This is a genomic window from Fundidesulfovibrio soli (genome assembly GCF_022808695.1).
Classification (GTDB): Bacteria; Desulfobacterota; Desulfovibrionia; order Desulfovibrionales; family Desulfovibrionaceae; genus Fundidesulfovibrio; species Fundidesulfovibrio soli.
Genome location: NZ_JAKZKW010000002.1, coordinates 26,002 through 42,648 on the forward strand (window position 1 = coordinate 26,002; position 16,647 = coordinate 42,648).

21 protein-coding genes are annotated in these 16,647 nt (G+C 62.2%); 19 read left to right on the forward strand and 2 right to left on the reverse strand.

Annotated features, from left to right (window positions below; genetic code table 11):
- Window position 1 precedes the first annotated feature (1 nt).
- The 14 genes from rpmD to MLE18_RS03970 all read left to right on the forward strand — a co-directional run bounded on the left by rpmD (window position 2) and on the right by MLE18_RS03970 (window position 10,649).
- Window positions 2-178, forward strand: a complete 177-nt coding sequence (gene rpmD, locus MLE18_RS03905; protein WP_243367502.1) for a 50S ribosomal protein L30 — start codon at window positions 2-4, stop codon at window positions 176-178.
- Between the two features lies 1 nt (window position 179).
- A complete protein-coding gene (gene rplO / locus MLE18_RS03910; RefSeq protein ID WP_243367503.1) occupies window positions 180-638 on the forward strand; it encodes a 50S ribosomal protein L15 in 459 nt (152 codons plus the stop codon).
- A 1-nt stretch (window position 639) separates the two neighbouring features.
- Complete coding sequence (gene secY, locus MLE18_RS03915; protein WP_243367504.1) at window positions 640-1,953, forward strand: preprotein translocase subunit SecY; 1,314 nt, start codon at window positions 640-642, stop codon at window positions 1,951-1,953.
- Between the two features lies 1 nt (window position 1,954).
- Complete coding sequence (gene map, locus MLE18_RS03920) at window positions 1,955-2,728, forward strand: type I methionyl aminopeptidase (RefSeq protein WP_243367505.1); 774 nt, start codon at window positions 1,955-1,957, stop codon at window positions 2,726-2,728.
- A gap of 27 nt (window positions 2,729-2,755) precedes the next feature.
- Window positions 2,756-2,869, forward strand: coding sequence for a 50S ribosomal protein L36 (gene rpmJ / locus MLE18_RS03925; protein WP_084502162.1), 114 nt, complete (start codon window positions 2,756-2,758; stop codon window positions 2,867-2,869).
- Between the two features lie 15 nt (window positions 2,870-2,884).
- Window positions 2,885-3,256: a 30S ribosomal protein S13 gene (gene rpsM, locus MLE18_RS03930; RefSeq protein ID WP_243367506.1), complete on the forward strand. Its 372-nt coding sequence runs from the start codon at window positions 2,885-2,887 to the stop codon at window positions 3,254-3,256.
- 36 nt (window positions 3,257-3,292) lie between these two features.
- Window positions 3,293-3,682, forward strand: coding sequence for a 30S ribosomal protein S11 (gene rpsK / locus MLE18_RS03935; protein ID WP_027190532.1), 390 nt, complete (start codon window positions 3,293-3,295; stop codon window positions 3,680-3,682).
- A gap of 18 nt (window positions 3,683-3,700) precedes the next feature.
- On the forward strand, window positions 3,701-4,327 hold the full coding sequence (gene rpsD / locus MLE18_RS03940; RefSeq protein WP_243367507.1) for a 30S ribosomal protein S4: 627 nt from the start codon (window positions 3,701-3,703) through the stop codon (window positions 4,325-4,327).
- 9 nt (window positions 4,328-4,336) lie between these two features.
- A complete protein-coding gene (locus MLE18_RS03945; RefSeq protein ID WP_243367508.1) occupies window positions 4,337-5,380 on the forward strand; it encodes a DNA-directed RNA polymerase subunit alpha in 1,044 nt (347 codons plus the stop codon).
- Window positions 5,370-5,771, forward strand: a complete 402-nt coding sequence (gene rplQ / locus MLE18_RS03950) for a 50S ribosomal protein L17 (RefSeq protein WP_243367509.1) — start codon at window positions 5,370-5,372, stop codon at window positions 5,769-5,771. Before MLE18_RS03945 ends, rplQ begins: the two co-directional genes overlap by 11 nt.
- 98 nt (window positions 5,772-5,869) lie before the next feature.
- Window positions 5,870-6,772 (forward strand): selenium metabolism-associated LysR family transcriptional regulator, encoded by a 903-nt coding sequence (locus tag MLE18_RS03955; protein ID WP_243367510.1) that lies wholly within the window; start codon window positions 5,870-5,872, stop codon window positions 6,770-6,772.
- A 15-nt stretch (window positions 6,773-6,787) separates the two neighbouring features.
- The gene (gene selD / locus MLE18_RS03960) at window positions 6,788-7,846 is read left to right on the forward strand and encodes a selenide, water dikinase SelD (protein WP_243367996.1); all 1,059 of its coding nucleotides are present in this window, start codon (window positions 6,788-6,790) and stop codon (window positions 7,844-7,846) included.
- A 221-nt stretch (window positions 7,847-8,067) separates the two neighbouring features.
- The gene (locus MLE18_RS03965; RefSeq protein ID WP_243367511.1) at window positions 8,068-8,373 is read left to right on the forward strand and encodes a hypothetical protein; all 306 of its coding nucleotides are present in this window, start codon (window positions 8,068-8,070) and stop codon (window positions 8,371-8,373) included.
- Window positions 8,374-8,618: 245 nt separating this feature from the next.
- Window positions 8,619-10,649, forward strand: a complete 2,031-nt coding sequence (locus MLE18_RS03970; protein ID WP_243367512.1) for a methyl-accepting chemotaxis protein — start codon at window positions 8,619-8,621, stop codon at window positions 10,647-10,649.
- A gap of 9 nt (window positions 10,650-10,658) precedes the next feature.
- Here MLE18_RS03970 and mobA read toward each other — a convergent pair whose 3' ends face one another.
- Both mobA and MLE18_RS03980 read right to left on the reverse strand, forming a co-directional pair.
- A complete protein-coding gene (mobA, locus tag MLE18_RS03975) occupies window positions 10,659-11,234 on the reverse strand; it encodes a molybdenum cofactor guanylyltransferase (RefSeq protein ID WP_243367513.1) in 576 nt (191 codons plus the stop codon).
- A gap of 97 nt (window positions 11,235-11,331) precedes the next feature.
- A complete protein-coding gene (locus tag MLE18_RS03980) occupies window positions 11,332-12,048 on the reverse strand; it encodes a formate dehydrogenase accessory sulfurtransferase FdhD (RefSeq protein ID WP_243367515.1) in 717 nt (238 codons plus the stop codon).
- A 66-nt stretch (window positions 12,049-12,114) separates the two neighbouring features.
- On the opposite strand from MLE18_RS03980, the gene MLE18_RS03985 reads away from it, so the two are divergent.
- From MLE18_RS03985 to MLE18_RS04005, 5 genes are all read left to right on the forward strand, one after another.
- Window positions 12,115-12,939 (forward strand): ABC transporter substrate-binding protein, encoded by an 825-nt coding sequence (locus MLE18_RS03985; RefSeq protein WP_243367517.1) that lies wholly within the window; start codon window positions 12,115-12,117, stop codon window positions 12,937-12,939.
- Window positions 12,940-13,635: an ABC transporter permease gene (locus MLE18_RS03990; protein ID WP_243367519.1), complete on the forward strand. Its 696-nt coding sequence runs from the start codon at window positions 12,940-12,942 to the stop codon at window positions 13,633-13,635.
- On the forward strand, window positions 13,632-14,297 hold the full coding sequence (locus MLE18_RS03995; protein WP_243367521.1) for an ATP-binding cassette domain-containing protein: 666 nt from the start codon (window positions 13,632-13,634) through the stop codon (window positions 14,295-14,297). Before MLE18_RS03990 ends, MLE18_RS03995 begins: the two co-directional genes overlap by 4 nt.
- A gap of 18 nt (window positions 14,298-14,315) precedes the next feature.
- Entirely contained in the window at window positions 14,316-15,029 is a 714-nt protein-coding gene (locus MLE18_RS04000) for a molybdopterin-guanine dinucleotide biosynthesis protein MobB (protein ID WP_243367522.1), read from the forward strand.
- Between the two features lie 91 nt (window positions 15,030-15,120).
- The gene (locus MLE18_RS04005; protein WP_243367523.1) at window positions 15,121-16,548 is read left to right on the forward strand and encodes a sensor histidine kinase; all 1,428 of its coding nucleotides are present in this window, start codon (window positions 15,121-15,123) and stop codon (window positions 16,546-16,548) included.
- Window positions 16,549-16,647: the final 99 nt, after the last annotated feature.

Sequence of the window (16,647 nt, forward strand, 5' to 3'; positions counted from 1 at the left end):
CATGAGCGGGCAAGTGACCATCACGCTCGTCAAGAGCAAGATCGGCTGCAATCCCAAGCAGAAGGCCACTCTGGAGGCCTTGGGGCTCAAGCGCATCCGCCAGGAGAAAACCCTGCCGGACACGCCTGCCGTGCGTGGGATGATTTTTAAAGTTTCTCACCTTGTCGAGGTGAAATAGTATGCAACTGCACGAACTCTATCCTTTCCCTGAGGAGCGCAAGCAGCGCAAGCGCCTGGGCCGCGGACGCGGCACCGGTCAGGGCTGCACCGCCGGCAAGGGCAACAAGGGCCAGAACGCTCGCGCCGGCGGCGGTGTCCGCCCCAGCTTCGAGGGCGGCCAGATGCCTATCCAGCGTCGTCTGCCCAAGCGCGGCTTCAAGAACCCCTTCAAGGTGACCTACTCTCCGGTGAACCTGGACCGTCTCGTCGAGGCGTTCCCCAACACCGCCGAGATCACCCTGGAAGCCATCTACGAGCGCGGCCTGGTTGCCCGTGGCAACCTGGTGAAGGTGCTGGCCAACGGAGACCTGGACAAGGCCCTGACTATCGAGGCCCACAAGTTCAGCGCTTCCGCTCAGGACAAGATCACCAAGGCCGGCGGCACCGCCAAGGCCCTGGAAAGCGTGACGGAAGGCTAACGTGGCTCTTCAAGGCGTGGAGAATCTGGCGCGTTTGCCGGAGCTTAAAAAGAAGATCTTCTGGACCTTCGCGCTTCTCGCCGTTTACCGCTTGGGTATCCATGTCCCGGTTCCGGGCGTGGATGCCCTCGCGCTGGCGGATTTCTTCGACAGCTCCAAGAACACCCTTCTTGGCCTGTTCGACATGTTCTCCGGCGGCGGCCTGAACAAGCTCTCCATCTTCACCCTGGGCATCATGCCCTACATATCCGCCTCCATCGTGATGCAGCTGCTGACTGTGGTCAGCCCCGAACTGGGCAGGCTGCAGAAGGAGGAGGGGGCCCAAGGCCGCAAAAAGATCACCCAGTACACACGCTACGGCACGGTGCTGATCACCCTGATCCAGGGTTTCGGCATCGCGGTCGGGCTTGAGAGCATGACGAGCCCCACCGGAGCTCCGCTCGTTCTCACCCCCGGCATCGGCTTCAAGTTCATGACCGTCATGACCCTGACCGCCGGCACCGTTTTCCTGATGTGGCTGGGCGAGCAGATCACCGAAAAAGGCATCGGCAACGGCATCTCCCTGATCATCTTCGCTGGTATTGTGGCCGGGCTTCCGCGCGCGCTTATCAATACCTTCTCTCTTGTCGGTCAGGGCGAAATGAGCCTGCTGGTGCTGCTGTTGCTTGTGGCTGTCATGGCCGCAGTCCTCGTTGCGATCGTCTTTATGGAGCGCGGCCAGCGCCGCATTCCCATCCAGTACGCGAAGCGCATGGTCGGCAGGAAGATGTACGGCGGGCAGACCACCCATCTGCCGTTGCGCATCAACACCGCCGGCGTCATTCCGCCCATCTTCGCGTCCTCGATCCTGTTGTTCCCGGCCACCATCGCCAACTTCTCCCAGGCTGACTGGGTCCAGATGGTCGCGCAGTGGTTCAACCCCAGCTCCATCGTCTACAACGTCCTGTTCATCGGCATGATCATCTTCTTCTGCTATTTTTATACGGCGATCATTTTCGATCCCAAGCAGATCTCCGAGAACATCCGTAAGCAGGGCGGGTTTGTGCCTGGCATCAGGCCTGGCCAGAAGACCAAGGAGTACCTTGACAGGGTGCTGGCGCGTCTTACCCTGTGGGGCTCGATGTACATCTCCGCGGTGTGCGTGCTGCCCATGTTCCTGATCGCGCAGTTCAACGTCCCCTTCTATTTCGGCGGCACGAGCATCCTGATCGTCGTTGGCGTCGCAATGGACTTCATGAGCCAGATCGAGTCCTACATGATCAGCAGGCAGTACGAAGGCCTGCTGGCCAAAGGCCGCATCAAGGGCAGGGCGTAGGTTGAAGAAATATCGCGGCATCTTCGTCAAGAATGATGCCGAAATCGAGATCATGCGCAAGGCCGGCGGCATCGTCGCCGTTATCCTTGACGAGTTGGAAAAGGCCGTTCGCCCGGGGGTCAAGACCATGACCTTCGAGAAACTGGCCCTGCAGATGTGCGAAGAATTCAAGGTCCGCCCGGCCTTCAAGGGCTACCTTGGCTACCCGTTCGCACTCTGCTGCTCTGTGAACGAAGAAGTTGTGCACGGGTTCCCCTCCGAGCGCGAGCTCAACGAGGGGGACATCGTGTCCTTCGATATGGGAGTCGTGTACAACGGCTTCTATGGCGATTCCGCCAGGACCATTCCTGTTGGAGAGGTTTCCCCTGACGTGGCGCGGCTGCTGGATGTCACGGAGAAATCGCTCTATGCTGGTATCGAAATGGCCCAGGCGGAAGCCAACCTGTACGATATATCACTGGCTGTTCAAAAATATGTTGAAAGCCAGGGGTACTTTGTTGTAAGACGGTTCGTTGGCCACGGGATTGGACGCAGTCTTCACGAGAAGCCTGAAGTTCCGAACTTCGTACCCTCCGGGGCTGGAGTCGTGGCTCTTAAGCCAGGGATGACCCTGGCGATCGAGCCGATGGTCACGGTGGGCGGCCCCGAGGTGGAAATCCTCGCTGACAAGTGGACTGCGGTCACGAAAGACCGTTCCCTTGCCGCCCACTTCGAACATACGGTAGTGATCACCAACGACGGACCCAAGATTCTGAGCCGACGCCCCGAGGCGTAGGCCATACCCATTTATGGGAGAAACCCAATGAAAGTTCGGCCCTCGGTTAAGAAGCTTTGTCCGAAATGCAAGATCATCCGTCGCCACGGCGTCCTGAGGGTGGTCTGTGAAAATCCCCGGCACAAACAGCGTCAGGGATAAGTGAGGTAACGAAACGTGGCACGTATTGCTGGAGTCGATCTGCCCAGGAACAAGCGCATGGATATCGCCCTGACCTACATTTACGGTGTCGGGCGCACCACTGCTCTGCGAGTTCTGGACGCCACCGGCGTGGACTGGACCAAAAAGTCCGATGACCTCACTCCCGAGGAAGTCAACACCATCCGCAAGGAGCTCGAAGCCAACCACAAGGTTGAAGGCGACCTCCGCCGGGAAGTGACCGCCAACATTAAGCGGCTGATGGATATCGGCTGCTACAGGGGCCTGAGGCACCGCAAGGGCCTGCCCGTCCACGGCCAGCGCACTCACACCAACGCCCGCACCCGCAAGGGCCCGCGCCGCGCTGTGATGGCCAAGAAGAAGAAATAACCGCCTCGCGCGTTATTTACCCATAGAGGATTCACCATGGCTGCTAGACCGCGCCGTACCGGCAAGAAAGAAAAGAAAAACATCCCGGTTGGTGTTGCCCACATTCAGGCGACCTTCAACAACACCATCATCACCTTCACGGACCCCAGGGGCAACGTGGTGAGCTGGGCCACCTCCGGCGGCGCCGGTTTCAAGGGTTCGCGCAAGTCCACCCCCTTCGCCGCCCAGGTCGCCGCCGAGACTGCCGCCCGCAAGGCTCAGGACAACGGCATGCGTACCGTCGGCATCTTCGTGAAGGGCCCCGGCTCCGGCCGCGAGGCTGCCATGCGCGCCATCAACGCCGCTGGCTTCAAGGTGAGCTTCATCCGTGACGTCACCCCCATCCCCCACAACGGCTGCCGTCCTCCGAAACGGCGCCGGGTCTAGTTCAGGAGGAACATCACAGTGGCTCGCTATACCGGTCCCAAGTGCCGTCTCTGCCGCCGCGAAGGCGCCAAGCTTTTTCTGAAGGGTGATCGCTGCTTCACGGACAAGTGCGCTTACGAGCGCCGTCCCTACGCCCCCGGCCAGCACGGCCGCATCCGTAAGAAGATGAGCGACTACGCCGTGCAGCTGCGTGAAAAGCAGAAGGCCCGCCGCGTCTACGGCATTCTCGAAGAGCAGTTCCGCAGCTACTTCGCCCAGGCTGATCGCCAGAAGGGCGTCACCGGCGCCAACCTGCTCATCAACCTGGAGCGTCGACTGGACAACGTCGTTTATCGCATGGGCTTCGCCAACTCCCGCGACCAGGCTCGCCAGCTTGTTCGCCATGGCCTGTTCGTGCTCAACGGCCGCCGCGTCAACATCCCCTCCATCCAAGTGAAGGTGGGCGACGTGGTCGAAGTCCGCGAGAAGAACCGCCAGTCCCCCATCATCCAGGAAGCCCAGCAGGTCATTGCCCGCCGGGGCACTCCCACCTGGGTTGAAGTGGACGGTGCGGCCTTCAAGGGCAAGGTCAACGCCCTGCCCAGCCGCGAAGACATCCAGCTGGCAGTGAACGAGCAGCTCATCGTCGAACTGTACTCCAAGTAAGAGGATACAATGCTCATTCGTACAGGCGACAGGCTCATCAACACGCGCAACTGGTCCGAGCTGGTCCGTCCCGAGAAACTCGTTCGGGACCCCAAGTCCACCTCGACTTTCGGCAGGTTCACCTGTGAACCCCTGGAGCGCGGATTCGGCACCACGCTGGGCAACGCCCTGCGCCGTGTGCTGCTTTCCTCGCTACAGGGCGCGGCCATCGTGTCCGTGAGCATCGAGGGCGTACAGCACGAGTTCACGACCATTCCTGGCGTCATCGAGGATGTCACCGACGTCATCCTCAACCTCAAGCTTGTCCGCCTTGCCATGACCACGGACGATCCCCAGCGGCTCGTCCTGTCCGTGAACAAGCAGGGGGCTGTCACCGCCGGGGATATCACCACGAACCAGAACGTGACCGTGCTCGACCCCACGCAGCACATCTGCACCCTCTCCGACTCCCGTCAGCTGACCATGGAGTTCGAGGTGCGCATGGGCAAGGGCTACGTTCCGGCCGACATGCACGAGAACCTGGGCCAGGAAATCGGGCTGATCACCATGGACTCCAGCTTCACCCCGGTGAAGAAGGTCTCCTACACGGTGGACCAGGCTCGCGTGGGCCAGATGACGAACTACGACAAACTCATCCTCGACGTCTGGACCGATGGTTCCGTGACGCCTGAGGACGCCATCGCCTACAGCGCCAAGATCCTCAAGGATCAGCTCACGGTCTTCATCAACTTCGATGAGAAGGAGTCTGAGACCGAGGGTGCGCGCGGCGGCGACGACATGGACCTGAACCCGAACCTGTTCAAGTCGATCGACGAACTGGAGCTGTCCGTCCGTGCGACCAACTGCCTTAAGAGCGCCAACATTACCCTTGTTGGTGAACTTATGCAGAAGTCCGAACACGAGATGCTCAAGACCAAGAACTTCGGCAAGAAATCCCTCGAGGAAATCCGCCGCGTTCTGGAAGAGCTGGGCCTCGATTTCGGCATGCGCATCGAGAACTTCGAACAGAAATACCAGGAATGGCTGAAGAGGAAGCAGACCAATGAGGCATAGTAAAGCTGGAGTCAAACTCGGTAGGACCAGTTCCCACCGCAAGGCCATGTTCCGCAATATGGTCCGGTCTCTTCTGACCTACGGCCGCATCAAGACCACCGAAACCAAGGCCATGGAACTGCGCAAGGACGCCGACAAGCTGATCACCCTTGGTCTGCGCGACGACGTGCACTCCCGCCGCCTGGCCTACAAGGTGCTGGAGAACCACCAGCTGGTGAAGAAGCTCTTCGACGAGATCGCCCCTCGTTTCAAGGGCATCGGTGGCGGATACACCAGGGTGTATAAGCTCGGCCTGCCCCGCGTGGGCGACTGCGCTCCCATGGCGATCATCGAGTTGACCAAGCTCGAGACCGCCGAAACCGCCCCTGCCGAGAGCGCTGCCAACGCCTAGGCTCGACGGTTTTGAATGTCTACCTTACGGAGCGGCAATTGCCGCTCCGTTTTTTTTGTGCTATTCCATAGAAACAGTCGATCATAAGGATTGTTGTCATGGATATCCGCCGTCTTGAAGCGTTTCGCAAGGTGTATGAACTCGGCAGCTTCTCCAAGGCAGGGCAGGAGCTTTTCCTTTCGCAGCCCACCATCAGCGCTCATGTGCTCTCCCTGGAGCAGGAGCTTTCCACCCAGCTTTTCGACCGCCTCGGCAGAACCATCCTCTCGACCCAGGCTGGCGAGATTCTGTACCGACACTCGCTTGAGGTCTTCGCCGCGTTGGAAAACGCCAAGGCAGAGATCAGCCTGTTGCAGAAGAAAATTGCTGGCGAGATCCTCGTAGGTGGAAGCACCATCCCGGCGACATACATCCTTCCGAAGTATCTGGCCGAATTCACGAGACGCTACCCTGACGTCCGCGTGCGCCTGACCGTTGGTGACTCCCAGGAGATCATCGGCAAGGTCTCATCTGGCGAGCTTTCCCTGGGAGTTGTGGGCTCTTCCAACAACGATCCCGACCTGATCTTCACCCCTCTCATCGAGGACACACTGCTTATCGCCGTATCTCCGACCCTCCCCGGGATTATGGAGCATTTTTCGGACGGTTTGGTGCGGCTCAATGCAGACGAGTTGCGGAACTGGCCCTGGGTGCTGCGCGAGCTTGGCTCCGGTACGCGTAAGGCGTTCGACCAGTCATTGGCCAATCTCGGTATCGACATCCGCGGACTGGACGCGGCCATTGAAGCTCGCACGCAGGAATCCGTGATCCAATGCGCATACTACGGTTTGGGGTTATGCGTTACCTCCCGGTTTGCCGTGCAGAATTTTATCGACAAGGGCGACCTCCTGCCTGTTGCGGTCGAGGGCCTGTCCATGCAGCGCAGCTTCCACATCGTGCAGAATGCAAAGCGCTACGTCTTCCCGGCCATGCGTTTCTTCCTCGAGTTCCTCAACAAATAGGAGCAAATCACTATGATGCCCTTCGCGCCTCAGCCTGTCCGCCTGGTGGACGGGGTCCGCGCAGCCGGTTGAGCCGCCAAATTACCTCCAGGGGTCCTGGAGGATGTACTGGCCGGTCTTTCAGGCCCGCACGACCCTCGAATGCTCACCGGTGCCGGCGACAACGAGGACGCCGCAGTATTGTGCTTTCCCCCGGGCAAATGCCTGATCCAGACGGTTGATTTCTTCACGCCCGTGGTCAACGACCCCTTTCGGTTCGGTCAGATCGCGGCCGCAAATTCCCTCTCCGACGTGTATGCCATGGGCGGCGAGCCCTATTCGGTCATGAACATCGTCTGCTTCCCGGCGCGATGCATGGACCTGGGCATCCTCAAGGAGATCCTTCGCGGAGGGCTCTCCAAGGTCCAGGAGGCAGGCGCCGTGCTGGCCGGCGGGCACAGCGTGGACGACCAGGAGGTCAAGTACGGTCTCTCGGTGAGCGGCATCGTGGACCCCGATGCCTTCGCTTCCAATCGGGGGCTTCGCCCGGGCGATGTGCTGGTGCTGACCAAGCCCGTGGGAACGGGCATTCTGGCCACGGCGGTTAAGGCCAACGCCCCGGGTTCACCCGAGTTCGAGCAGCGGCTCTGGGAAGTGGCCTCGCGCCTCAACGCCGTTCCGGGCGAGGTGATCCGGCGTTTCGGGCTCAAAGCCGCTACGGACGTCACCGGGTTCGGGCTAGGGGGGCACGCTCTGGAAATGTCCAAGGCTTCAGGGCTGTCGATAGAACTGGATGTTCGGCACATCCCGGTGCTGGAGTCGGTCGCCGAGTTGGCTGCCCAGGGGTTCGTCCCGGCCGGAAGCCACGCCAACAGGAAGCATTTCTCCAATATGGTTGAGCAGGGGGAGGGCGTGGAGCAAGGGCATCTGGATATCGTCTTCGACGCCCAGACCTCAGGCGGATTGTTGCTGGCTGTGCCTCCAGGGCTGCTTGAGGATGTGTGCGCGGACCTTGCCGAGGGTGGGGATCTGGCCGCCCAGGTCGGGCGCGTGCTGGATGAGCCTACCGGTACGGGCCGTCTCAAGCTGCGGTGAACGCGGGGGGGGCGTGCTCAGCCATCTGGACATCGCCCTCAAAACATGAGATTTGAGAAAACCGCGCATCACTTGCCGGACCCACTCCGCCATACCCAAGGAGGACATAGATGAAGCCTGAGGAGAAGATCGTATCCATGGAAAGTTACCGCACTAGCAAGGAGACCGAGGTGACTTCGATCAATGATCTCAATGCCAAGACGTCGCAGGATATCAGCCGTATGGCTCTGCTTCTGGCGTTGTTGGCTGTGCTGCTGGCCGGCGTGCTCTTTTTCAAGGCGAACCAGAACATCAACGTCCTGGGCACCGACATCAAAGGCATCGCTACCAAGGTCGGCGCTATGGACGTCCGTATGGCCGAGTTGGAAAATCTGCCTGCCAAGTCCAAGCGGATGGTCATGGGCACCATGATCATGGAGATGGCCCAGAAGGCCTCCTACCTCTCCACCCAGCTGGACAATCCCGAGCAGGCCGCCAAGCTGCTGCAGGCTATGGAGCTGATGCAGCAGGCCAAGCCCGCGGAATAGAAACCGTTCCTCTTAAGCTCCGTTGCCCGGCGTCTCCTACGGCGCCGGGCTTTTTTATTGGGGAATCGTCGCAATGGCGGCCTTTGAGATATTGACATTTGTCGGCGCAAGGAGTCCCAGGGCATGCAGCGCCTCCGCGCTGTCAATCAGTGCACCTTGGGAGGGGGGGATTGATTATGATTTACAGCGGTTGCAATTTGTTATAAAAGTATCAAGCTCAAATATGTCGTACGAAAGGAGCTGTGATGCGCATCTCATTCTCCCTCAAGATCGCCGCCCTCCTGGTAGCTTGCATCGCTGTCGTCAGTTTGGGGATCTTCGCCACAACCTTCTATTTCATCTCTTCGGGATTCGATGCGGAAGCCGTCAAAGAGCTCGACGCCCGCCAGAAATCAGTCCAGTCGCGCCTTGAGGCCCTCAAGGAGGCGACTTTGGCGGAATCCTTCCTGATCGCATCCGATCTGGCTATCGCCCAGGGCATTGCCAAAGGCGATACCGCTTTCCTGCAGAAACAGGCAAAGACGATTATCCAGAAGACGGGGATCGATTTCCTGACCATAACCGACGCAAGCGGCAAGGTCGTCGCCCGGGGCCACTCCGACAAGATCGGGGATTCGGCTTTAAGCCAGCTTGCCATCACCAAGGGTCTCAAGGGGGAAGAGAGCGTCGGTATCGAAGAGGGCACCGTGGTCAAGCTCTCGGTGCGCGGCGGAGCCCCTGTGCGCCTGGACGGCAAGATCGTCGGCGCCGTTTCCGTCGGAGAGGACCTCGGCACGCACGCCTTCGTGGATCAGGTCAAGAACGACATGGGCGTGGAGTGCACCATCTTCAAGGGTGACATGCGCGAAACCACCTCCATCGTGCGCGAGGGCAAACGGGCCGTGGGCACCGTCATGGACAACGCCAACGTCATCGAGACAGTGCTCAAGAAGTCCTCGACGTTCCGGTCGCAGAACACGATCCTCGGCTCCCTCTACGACACCGTCTATTGGCCGCTCATCACCGCCGACGGCAAAACCGGCGGCATGCTCTTCATCGGAAAGGACCGCAAGAGCATCGACGCCACCAAGCGCGGCATCACCTGGAGCGTGCTGGGCTCCGCCGTGGTGATCGGCCTGCTCCTACTGGTGGTGGCTCTATTCGTCACCCGCAAGCTCACCAAACCCATTTCAACAACCATCGCTTTCGCCAAGGACGTGGCGGCCGGACAACTGGACAAACAGTTGACCGTGCAGGCCAAGGACGAGATCGGCGAACTGGCGGACTCGCTACGGCACATGGTTTCGGCCATCAAAGGCAAGATCGCCGAAGCCGAGGAGAAGAGCCAGGAAGCCCGCTCCCTGGCTGCCCAGGCCGAGGAGGGCAGGGTCAAGGTCGAACAGGCGTTGAAGCATGCGGAGTCGGCCCGCAAGGAAGGCATGCTCGCCGCAGCCGATCAGTTGGAGGGAGTGGTGCAGGGCATCAGCGTGGTCAGCACGCAGATAGCCCGCCAGATCGACCTCACCGTGGAGGACATGGGCGTGCAGGAAAGACGGACCTCCGAAGCGGCCACCGCCATGGAGCAGATGAACGCCACCGTGCTCGAAGTCGCCCGCAGCGCCTCCAACGCGGCCCAGCAGGCCGCCCAGGCCCGAGCCAAGGCTCAGGAAGGCAGCGAAGTGGTCAATCGGGTGGTGGGAGCCATCAACGATGTGGACCGTATGTCCACGGAGCTGGAAAAGGAGATGGTCACCCTGGGCGACCAGGCCCGCTCCATCAGCGGGATCATGGGAGTCATTTCCGACATCGCGGATCAGACCAACCTTTTGGCCCTGAATGCCGCCATCGAGGCTGCCCGTGCGGGCGATGCCGGACGTGGCTTCGCAGTGGTCGCTGACGAAGTGCGCAAACTGGCCGAGAAGACCATGACCGCGACGAAGGAGGTGGGAGACTCCATCCGCGCCATCCAAACAGGCACAACGAACAACGTCCAGCGTGTAAAGAGCGCCGCCGAGGCCGCCAAGAACGCCTCCGGCATGGCTGGGCAGTCAGGCACTACCTTGCATGAAATCGTCCGTCTGGTGGACGACACCTCCGCCCAGGTGCAGTCCATCGCCGCCGCAGCCGAGGAGCAGTCCGCCTCCAGCGAAGAGATCAACCGCATCGTGGATGAGGTCAGCCGCATCTCGGCCTCAACGGCCAACGGCATGCGCGGTTCCGGTCAGGGCGTTTCCGAACTGGCTACCCGCTCCAAGGAGTTGGAGGGCCTTATCAGCTCTTTCAGGGACGGCAGCTGAGGGATCGGATCAGGTCAGCACGCTCGCCAGGTCGGCGGGGGTGTTCACGTTGAAGAAGGGCCGGGCGTCGGCCGTCGAATACATCACCACGTGGCGTAAGGCTGCCGGAATGGCTCGCGAGAGCTTCCGGCAGCCTTCTTCATTGGCGCGTCGGAGCAGAGGTGCCGCCTGGGGCTCATAAACTGCCACCAGGGCCTCGATGAAGCCCGTCTCTATTTGTTGGAATGTTGTCATGACGGCGTGCTCCGGTCGGGAGCGCCAAGCGGCGAACAGGATCTTAAGCGTGGCGGCGTCCAGCAGCGGAAGATCGCAGGAGAGCACAAGGCAGGACGTGCCGTAGTGCTCCAGGGCGGTGATGATGCCCCCCAGGGGGCCAAGGCCGGCTTCAGCGTCCAGGAACCAGGGCACTCCCTCCACCAGGGGGGCTGGGTCGCGTCCCGAGACGGCCACGGCGGGGCAGAAATCCCCCGCCAGCCTGACCATGCGTGCCAGCATGGGAAGCCCATCCAACACCACTGCAGCCTTGTCCCTGCCCAGGCGGCGGCTCTTGCCCCCGGCGAGCACCACGGCGACTCCCGGCGTCATGCCGCAGCCTTCGCAATCAGCCCCAGGGATGACTGTGGCTCGTGCCTGGCGCGCTACGCCTTCGGGAATATCATCTCCTGGGGTGGCGCTCATGGAGCTAGCCAGCCTCGGCGATGCGCTCATTGGCGTCAGTGAAGATGCTGAACCTGTTCTCCCGCGAGAAGCCGATCAGGCTCATGGAGCCCTTGCGCGCAATGTCCACGCCCGCCGTGGTCACGGCGGAGCGGCTGACCATCATGGCGTAGCCCGTGCGCACCGCCTTGCCCACCAGGGAGGCCGTGGCCCGGGCGGAGACGAAGAGCACCCGGCCAGCCAGGGCCTCGCCGCGCGACAGGGCCCAGCCCGCCATGCGATCCAGGCAGTTGTGGCGGCCGATATCCTCAACGTGGTGGATGAAGGTCCTGCTGGCGGGGTCGAACACTGCCGCTCTGTGGAAGCAGCCTGTGGCGTCCCAGCGTCCTGCCATCTCCATGAAGCGGGCGGCCCCCTCCAGAATGTCCTGGGGCGTGAGGGGGCCGGGCCAGGGCCTGGCCTGCGGCGGGGAGCCGGGCTTGATGCGCAGGCGGAAGCCCTCTTCGGACTCCTCGACGATCTCCGGGATGGTGCCAGCCTTGCAGACGTCGAGCAGGGCGTGCCCCAGGGCCAGATCGCGCAGGCGTCCGTCGGGGAAGGCCCAGAGGTTCTTCTGGAACCCGTCCTCGAAATTCAGGGTCAGGCGGATTTCAGTCGCGGCCTCGTCCTGGAAGTTGCGCCAGGTGCCGTCCTTGAACTGCCGGCACGGCAGGCGCGCAAGGTCGAAGGAGGTGTTGTTCATGTGACATTCTTGACATAGATGCATCCCTGCTGCAAGTATTGTTCAGCAAAGAACAAGGAGACGTAAATGAGAAAAGTCGCTGTTTTCCAGCTGATTGCCTGCATGATCCTCCTGAATTCCGCCTTCGCCCTGGCGCAGGACAAGGTGCTGATGATGGCGACGACCACCAGCACGGAGGACACCGGGCTCCTCCCCGTGCTGGCCGAGGCGTTCAAGAAGAAGACCGGCGTGGAGCTGCGCTGGGTGGCCGTGGGCACCGGCAAGGCCCTGGAGCACGGCAAGGCCTGCGACGTGGACGTGCTCATGGTCCATGCCCCCGAAGCCGAGAAGAAGTTCATGGACGATGGCGCGGGCCAGGACCGGACCCAGATCATGTACAACGACTTCGTGCTCGTGGGCCCCAAGGCCGACCCCATGAAGGTCAAGGGCAAGACCTCCGCCGAGGCGCTGAAGGCCATCGCCGAGGGCAAGGGCGTGTTCATCAGCCGCGGCGACAAGTCCGGCACGCACATGGCCGAGCTCAAGCTCTGGAAGAACGCCGGCATGGAGACCCCCGACAAGCAGGAGTGGTATGTCTCCCCCGGCCAGGGGATGCTCCAGGCCCTGCGCATGGCCTCCGAGAAGGGCGGCTACGCCCTGACCGACCGCGGCACCTGGATCAAGTTCGAGGCCAGCCCCGAAGGCAAGGGCATGGCCATCGTGGTCGAGGGCGACAAGGCCCTGCTCAACCAGTACAGCGTGATCACCCTCAACACGGCCGCCTGTCCCAAGGCGAAGCATGACCTGGCCAGGCAGTTCGCGGCGTGGATCGCCTCCCCCGAGGGCCAGAAGGTCATCGCGGACTTCAAGGTCATGGACAAGCAGCTGTTCTTCCCCAACGCCGGGAAGTAGATGGACTACCTGCTGGAGGGTCTCTCGCGGGCCGTGGACCTTCTGTCCACGGGGGACCCCGAGACGTTCTCGGCCGTGGCCGCCACGCTGGAGGCCACGGCCCTTTCCATGGGCATGGCCCTGGCTGTCGGGATGCCGGTGGGGTTCTGCCTGGGGTATTTCAACTTCCCGGGCAGGCGGCTGCTGCGCATGTGCTCGGACGCGCTCATGGCCTTCCCCACGGTGGTCATCGGCCTGCTGGTCTATGCCCTGCTGTCTCGCCGGGGTCCCCTGGGCGACCTGGATCTGCTCTTCACCATCCCGGGCATGGCCCTGGGCCTGACCCTGCTGGCCCTGCCCATGATCGCCAGCCTGACCGCCGCCGCCGTGGAGCAGCTGGACCCCAGGCTCCGCCTCACCCTGCTGACCCTGGGCGCGGACCGCCGCCAGCTGCTGCTGGGCATCCTCTGGGAGGCCCGCTTCGGCGTCGTGGCCGGGGCCGTGGCCACTTTCGGGCGCGTGGTTTCCGAGGTGGGTATCGCCATGATGGTGGGCGGCAACATCAAATGGCACACCCGTACCATCACCACGGCCATCGCCCTGGAGACGGGCAAGGGCGAGTTCGCCCAGGGGGTCGCTCTGGGCGCGGTGCTCATGGGCATCTCCCTGCTGGTCAACGCGGCCCTGGTAGTGCTCCGGCGAAGGAGCGGCGCATGAGCGGCCCCCTCGTATACGAGATTTCGGGCCTCGAGCACCGCTTCGGGGATCGTGTGGCCACCCGTTGCGAGCATCTGGCCGTGGAGCAAGGCGGCATCGTGGGTCTGCGCGGCCCGAACGGCGCGGGCAAGAGCACGCTTCTGGCCATTATGGCCTTCCTGCTGGCTCCATCAACAGGCGAGGTGCTGTTCATGGGGCGTCCCGGGCTCTGCGGGGACCCGGCCCTGCGCCGCCAGGCCGTGCTCATGCCCCAGGACCCGGCCCTGCTGCGCCGCCGGGTGGAGGACAACGTGCTCTACGGCCTGCGTGTCAGGGGCAGGGAAGATCCGGGCAGCCTGCGGCAGGCCCTTGAGCTGGTCGGGCTTGATCCCCAAACCTATCGCCGCCGCTGGTGGTGGGAGCTTTCCGGCGGGGAAGGCAGGCGCGTGGCCCTGGCGGCCCGCCTGGCGCTCAATCCCTTGGTGCTGCTCCTGGACGAGCCCACCGCAAGCCTGGACCCTCAGAGTTCGGAGCTGGTTCGCCGCGCGGTGCTCAGCGCCAGGGACAAGCGCGGGCTCACCTGCGTCGTGGTCAGCCACGACCCGCAGTGGCTTGAAAGCCTCTGCGACGTGATACACACTGTCGAGCCTTGGGCCGCGGAACCCCAGGCCGCGATCCCCTGAAAGCCAAAGGAGGCGCCCATGCGCGCTGTGAACGTTGTCGGATTCAAGGATACGGGCAAGACCACCCTCTGCGTGCGGCTCATCGCCGAGTTGTCCGCGCTGGGCGTGGAGGCCGCATCGCTCAAGTTCACGCATCAGGCCGGGCTGGACAAGCAGAACACGGACACGGCCAAGCTGCTCGCTGTCAGCCCCGCGGTGGGGGCCATCGGCGAGGGCGAGTCGGCCATGTTCTGGCGCGGCAAGCGCCACCTGGACCAGATGCTGCCCCTGCTGGGCCGCGACATGGTCGTGGTGGAAGGCGGCAAGGATCTGACCGTCATGCCCAGGGTGGTCATCGCGGCCAACGCGGCCCAGGCCCGCGACCTGGGCGCGGGCGCGGGCGGCCTGGCCATCGCGGTCTACGGGCCCGAGGGCGTGGACGGCGTACCCGCCGTGACGGACGTGGCCGCCCTGGCCAAACTGGTGAACGAGCACGCCTTCCTGCTGCCCGGGCTGGACTGCGGGGGCTGCGGCCAGGCCGACTGCCGTGAGCTGGCCGCCAGCATCGTGTCAGGGGCTGTCGGGGTCGCGGGATGCACTTCCCTGGGCGGCAGCCTGGAAATCACCGTGAACGGCGCACCCCTGGGCCTGAACCCGTTCGTGGGCCGCATGCTGCGCGCCGGGCTGGCCGGAATGCTCGGGGAGCTCAAGGGCGTCACGCCAGGCAAGGTCGTCATCACCATGGAGATGTAAGGGCGCGCGGAATCGGGCTTGTCCTTGTCATCCGATGGTTGAATGTGTAGTCCTCAGATGGGACTCCAACTTGCCTTCGCCAGGAGAGAACATGGACGTCGCCGAGAGCGCCCCGGTTCCCGATGATGACGCTGAGCTGCAAGACCAGCATCTCAAGCGCCTGGAGGTGGTAAATAGCCGCATTCAGGCCAAGCTCGGCAATTACAAGGCATACAATTTCACGCAGCTTCAAAGCGTTGCGCTGAATATCTTTTTCGACCTGGCGCAGGAGTTCACCTGCGTCGAGGACGTCTACGCCGTCTGTGTCATGATTCCCAAGGCCCTCTTCGGCTTGGAATGCACCCTCTACGTGGCCGACGGCCACAACGAGATCATCAGTTGCTGCTCCAGCTACTGCCCCAGGATAGAACAGAACGTCGAATTCACCGAGGAGATGGCCGTCACCAGCGGCCACCTGATGGTGCCCATCAAGGGCAACCGTGAGCTCATATCGCAGTTGCCGTTCACCCCGCGCGGGGACGTGATCGGCATGCTGCAACTCTTCCCCGGGGATACGCTCAACGAACACGACAAGCTCTTCTGGGGTCGGTACGCCAACCGCATCGGTTTTCAGCTGCACAACAGATTCATCAGCATGAAGAACAAGGAGCATGTGCAGTTCATCCGCAATCTGGTGAAAGACATCGGGCATAACGTGATAGTGCCCAATATGTACTTCAAGCTGTTCTACAAGCGGCTCGAAGCGCGCATCAATCTCGTGCGCCCGCTGCAGGAAAAATTCCTTCGACTGAAATCCATCTGTACGGTGGATGACGAAGCCACGATGCGCGAATGGTCAAAGATTGAGAATGATATTGAATATATATATAACACGATTCAAGAACAGTTCAAAGAAATCTACAGCCACTATCAGAACACGAGCCTGTTCCTGGAGACCTTGCTGAGGAGCAGCCACTTTGAGGAGGGCCGGTATGTTCTCGAAAAGCGCAAGTGCAACTTCAAGAGCCAGGTGATCGACCCGCAGGTGGAGCGCTTCAGGGCCCGGCTGGCGGAGCGCGGCATCGAGATCGACACCTCCATGGGCGGCGTGCCCGATCAGGAGATCGAGGTGGTGGCGGACCTGGGGCTCATCTCCCAGGTATTCTCGAACCTGTTCTCCAACGTGGTGAAGTACACCCGCGACGTGCTGGACGACTCCGGACGCAGGCGCAAATTCATGTCCTACGGCTGGTATGTGGCCAGGGATTATTTCGGAGCCGGCCGCGACGGCGTGAAGCTCAACGTGTTCAGCACCGGCCCGCGCATCCAGGCGGAGCAGCGCGCCGGCCTGTTCACCGAGGGCTACCGCGCCGAGAATTCCCAAGGGGAGTACGGCACCGGGCACGGGCTGTACTTCATCCGCGAGGTGGTGAAGCTCCACGGCGGGGATGTGGGCTACGAGCCTACCCCGCTGGGCAACAACTTCTACATCGTGCTGCCCTTCGTATCCCAGCCTAAGGAGGGCGAGCCCTCCGATTGAGGCGGCGACGGCGGGCGCGGCCGGATTCAGCGGTTCAGGCCCGCCTGTGGCCGTGCAGTTCCCGGCTTCCCGGGGGCGGAACCCGAAAAACAGTGCGTC

Coding starts and splice junctions, on each gene's coding strand:
- rpmD (WP_243367502.1), top strand. CDS start 2: ATGAGCGGGCAAGTGACCATCACGCTCGTCAAGAGCAAGATCGGCTGC.
- rplO (WP_243367503.1), top strand. CDS start 180: ATGCAACTGCACGAACTCTATCCTTTCCCTGAGGAGCGCAAGCAGCGC.
- rpmJ (WP_084502162.1), top strand. CDS start 2,756: ATGAAAGTTCGGCCCTCGGTTAAGAAGCTTTGTCCGAAATGCAAGATC.
- rpsK (WP_027190532.1), top strand. CDS start 3,293: ATGGCTGCTAGACCGCGCCGTACCGGCAAGAAAGAAAAGAAAAACATC.
- MLE18_RS03945 (WP_243367508.1), top strand. CDS start 4,337: ATGCTCATTCGTACAGGCGACAGGCTCATCAACACGCGCAACTGGTCC.
- rplQ (WP_243367509.1), top strand. CDS start 5,370: ATGAGGCATAGTAAAGCTGGAGTCAAACTCGGTAGGACCAGTTCCCAC.
- MLE18_RS03955 (WP_243367510.1), top strand. CDS start 5,870: ATGGATATCCGCCGTCTTGAAGCGTTTCGCAAGGTGTATGAACTCGGC.
- MLE18_RS03965 (WP_243367511.1), top strand. CDS start 8,068: ATGGCTCTGCTTCTGGCGTTGTTGGCTGTGCTGCTGGCCGGCGTGCTC.
- MLE18_RS03970 (WP_243367512.1), top strand. CDS start 8,619: ATGCGCATCTCATTCTCCCTCAAGATCGCCGCCCTCCTGGTAGCTTGC.
- mobA (WP_243367513.1), bottom strand. CDS start 11,234: ATGACGCCGGGAGTCGCCGTGGTGCTCGCCGGGGGCAAGAGCCGCCGC.
- MLE18_RS03980 (WP_243367515.1), bottom strand. CDS start 12,048: ATGAACAACACCTCCTTCGACCTTGCGCGCCTGCCGTGCCGGCAGTTC.
- MLE18_RS03985 (WP_243367517.1), top strand. CDS start 12,115: ATGAGAAAAGTCGCTGTTTTCCAGCTGATTGCCTGCATGATCCTCCTG.
- MLE18_RS03990 (WP_243367519.1), top strand. CDS start 12,940: ATGGACTACCTGCTGGAGGGTCTCTCGCGGGCCGTGGACCTTCTGTCC.
- MLE18_RS03995 (WP_243367521.1), top strand. CDS start 13,632: ATGAGCGGCCCCCTCGTATACGAGATTTCGGGCCTCGAGCACCGCTTC.
- MLE18_RS04000 (WP_243367522.1), top strand. CDS start 14,316: ATGCGCGCTGTGAACGTTGTCGGATTCAAGGATACGGGCAAGACCACC.
- MLE18_RS04005 (WP_243367523.1), top strand. CDS start 15,121: ATGGACGTCGCCGAGAGCGCCCCGGTTCCCGATGATGACGCTGAGCTG.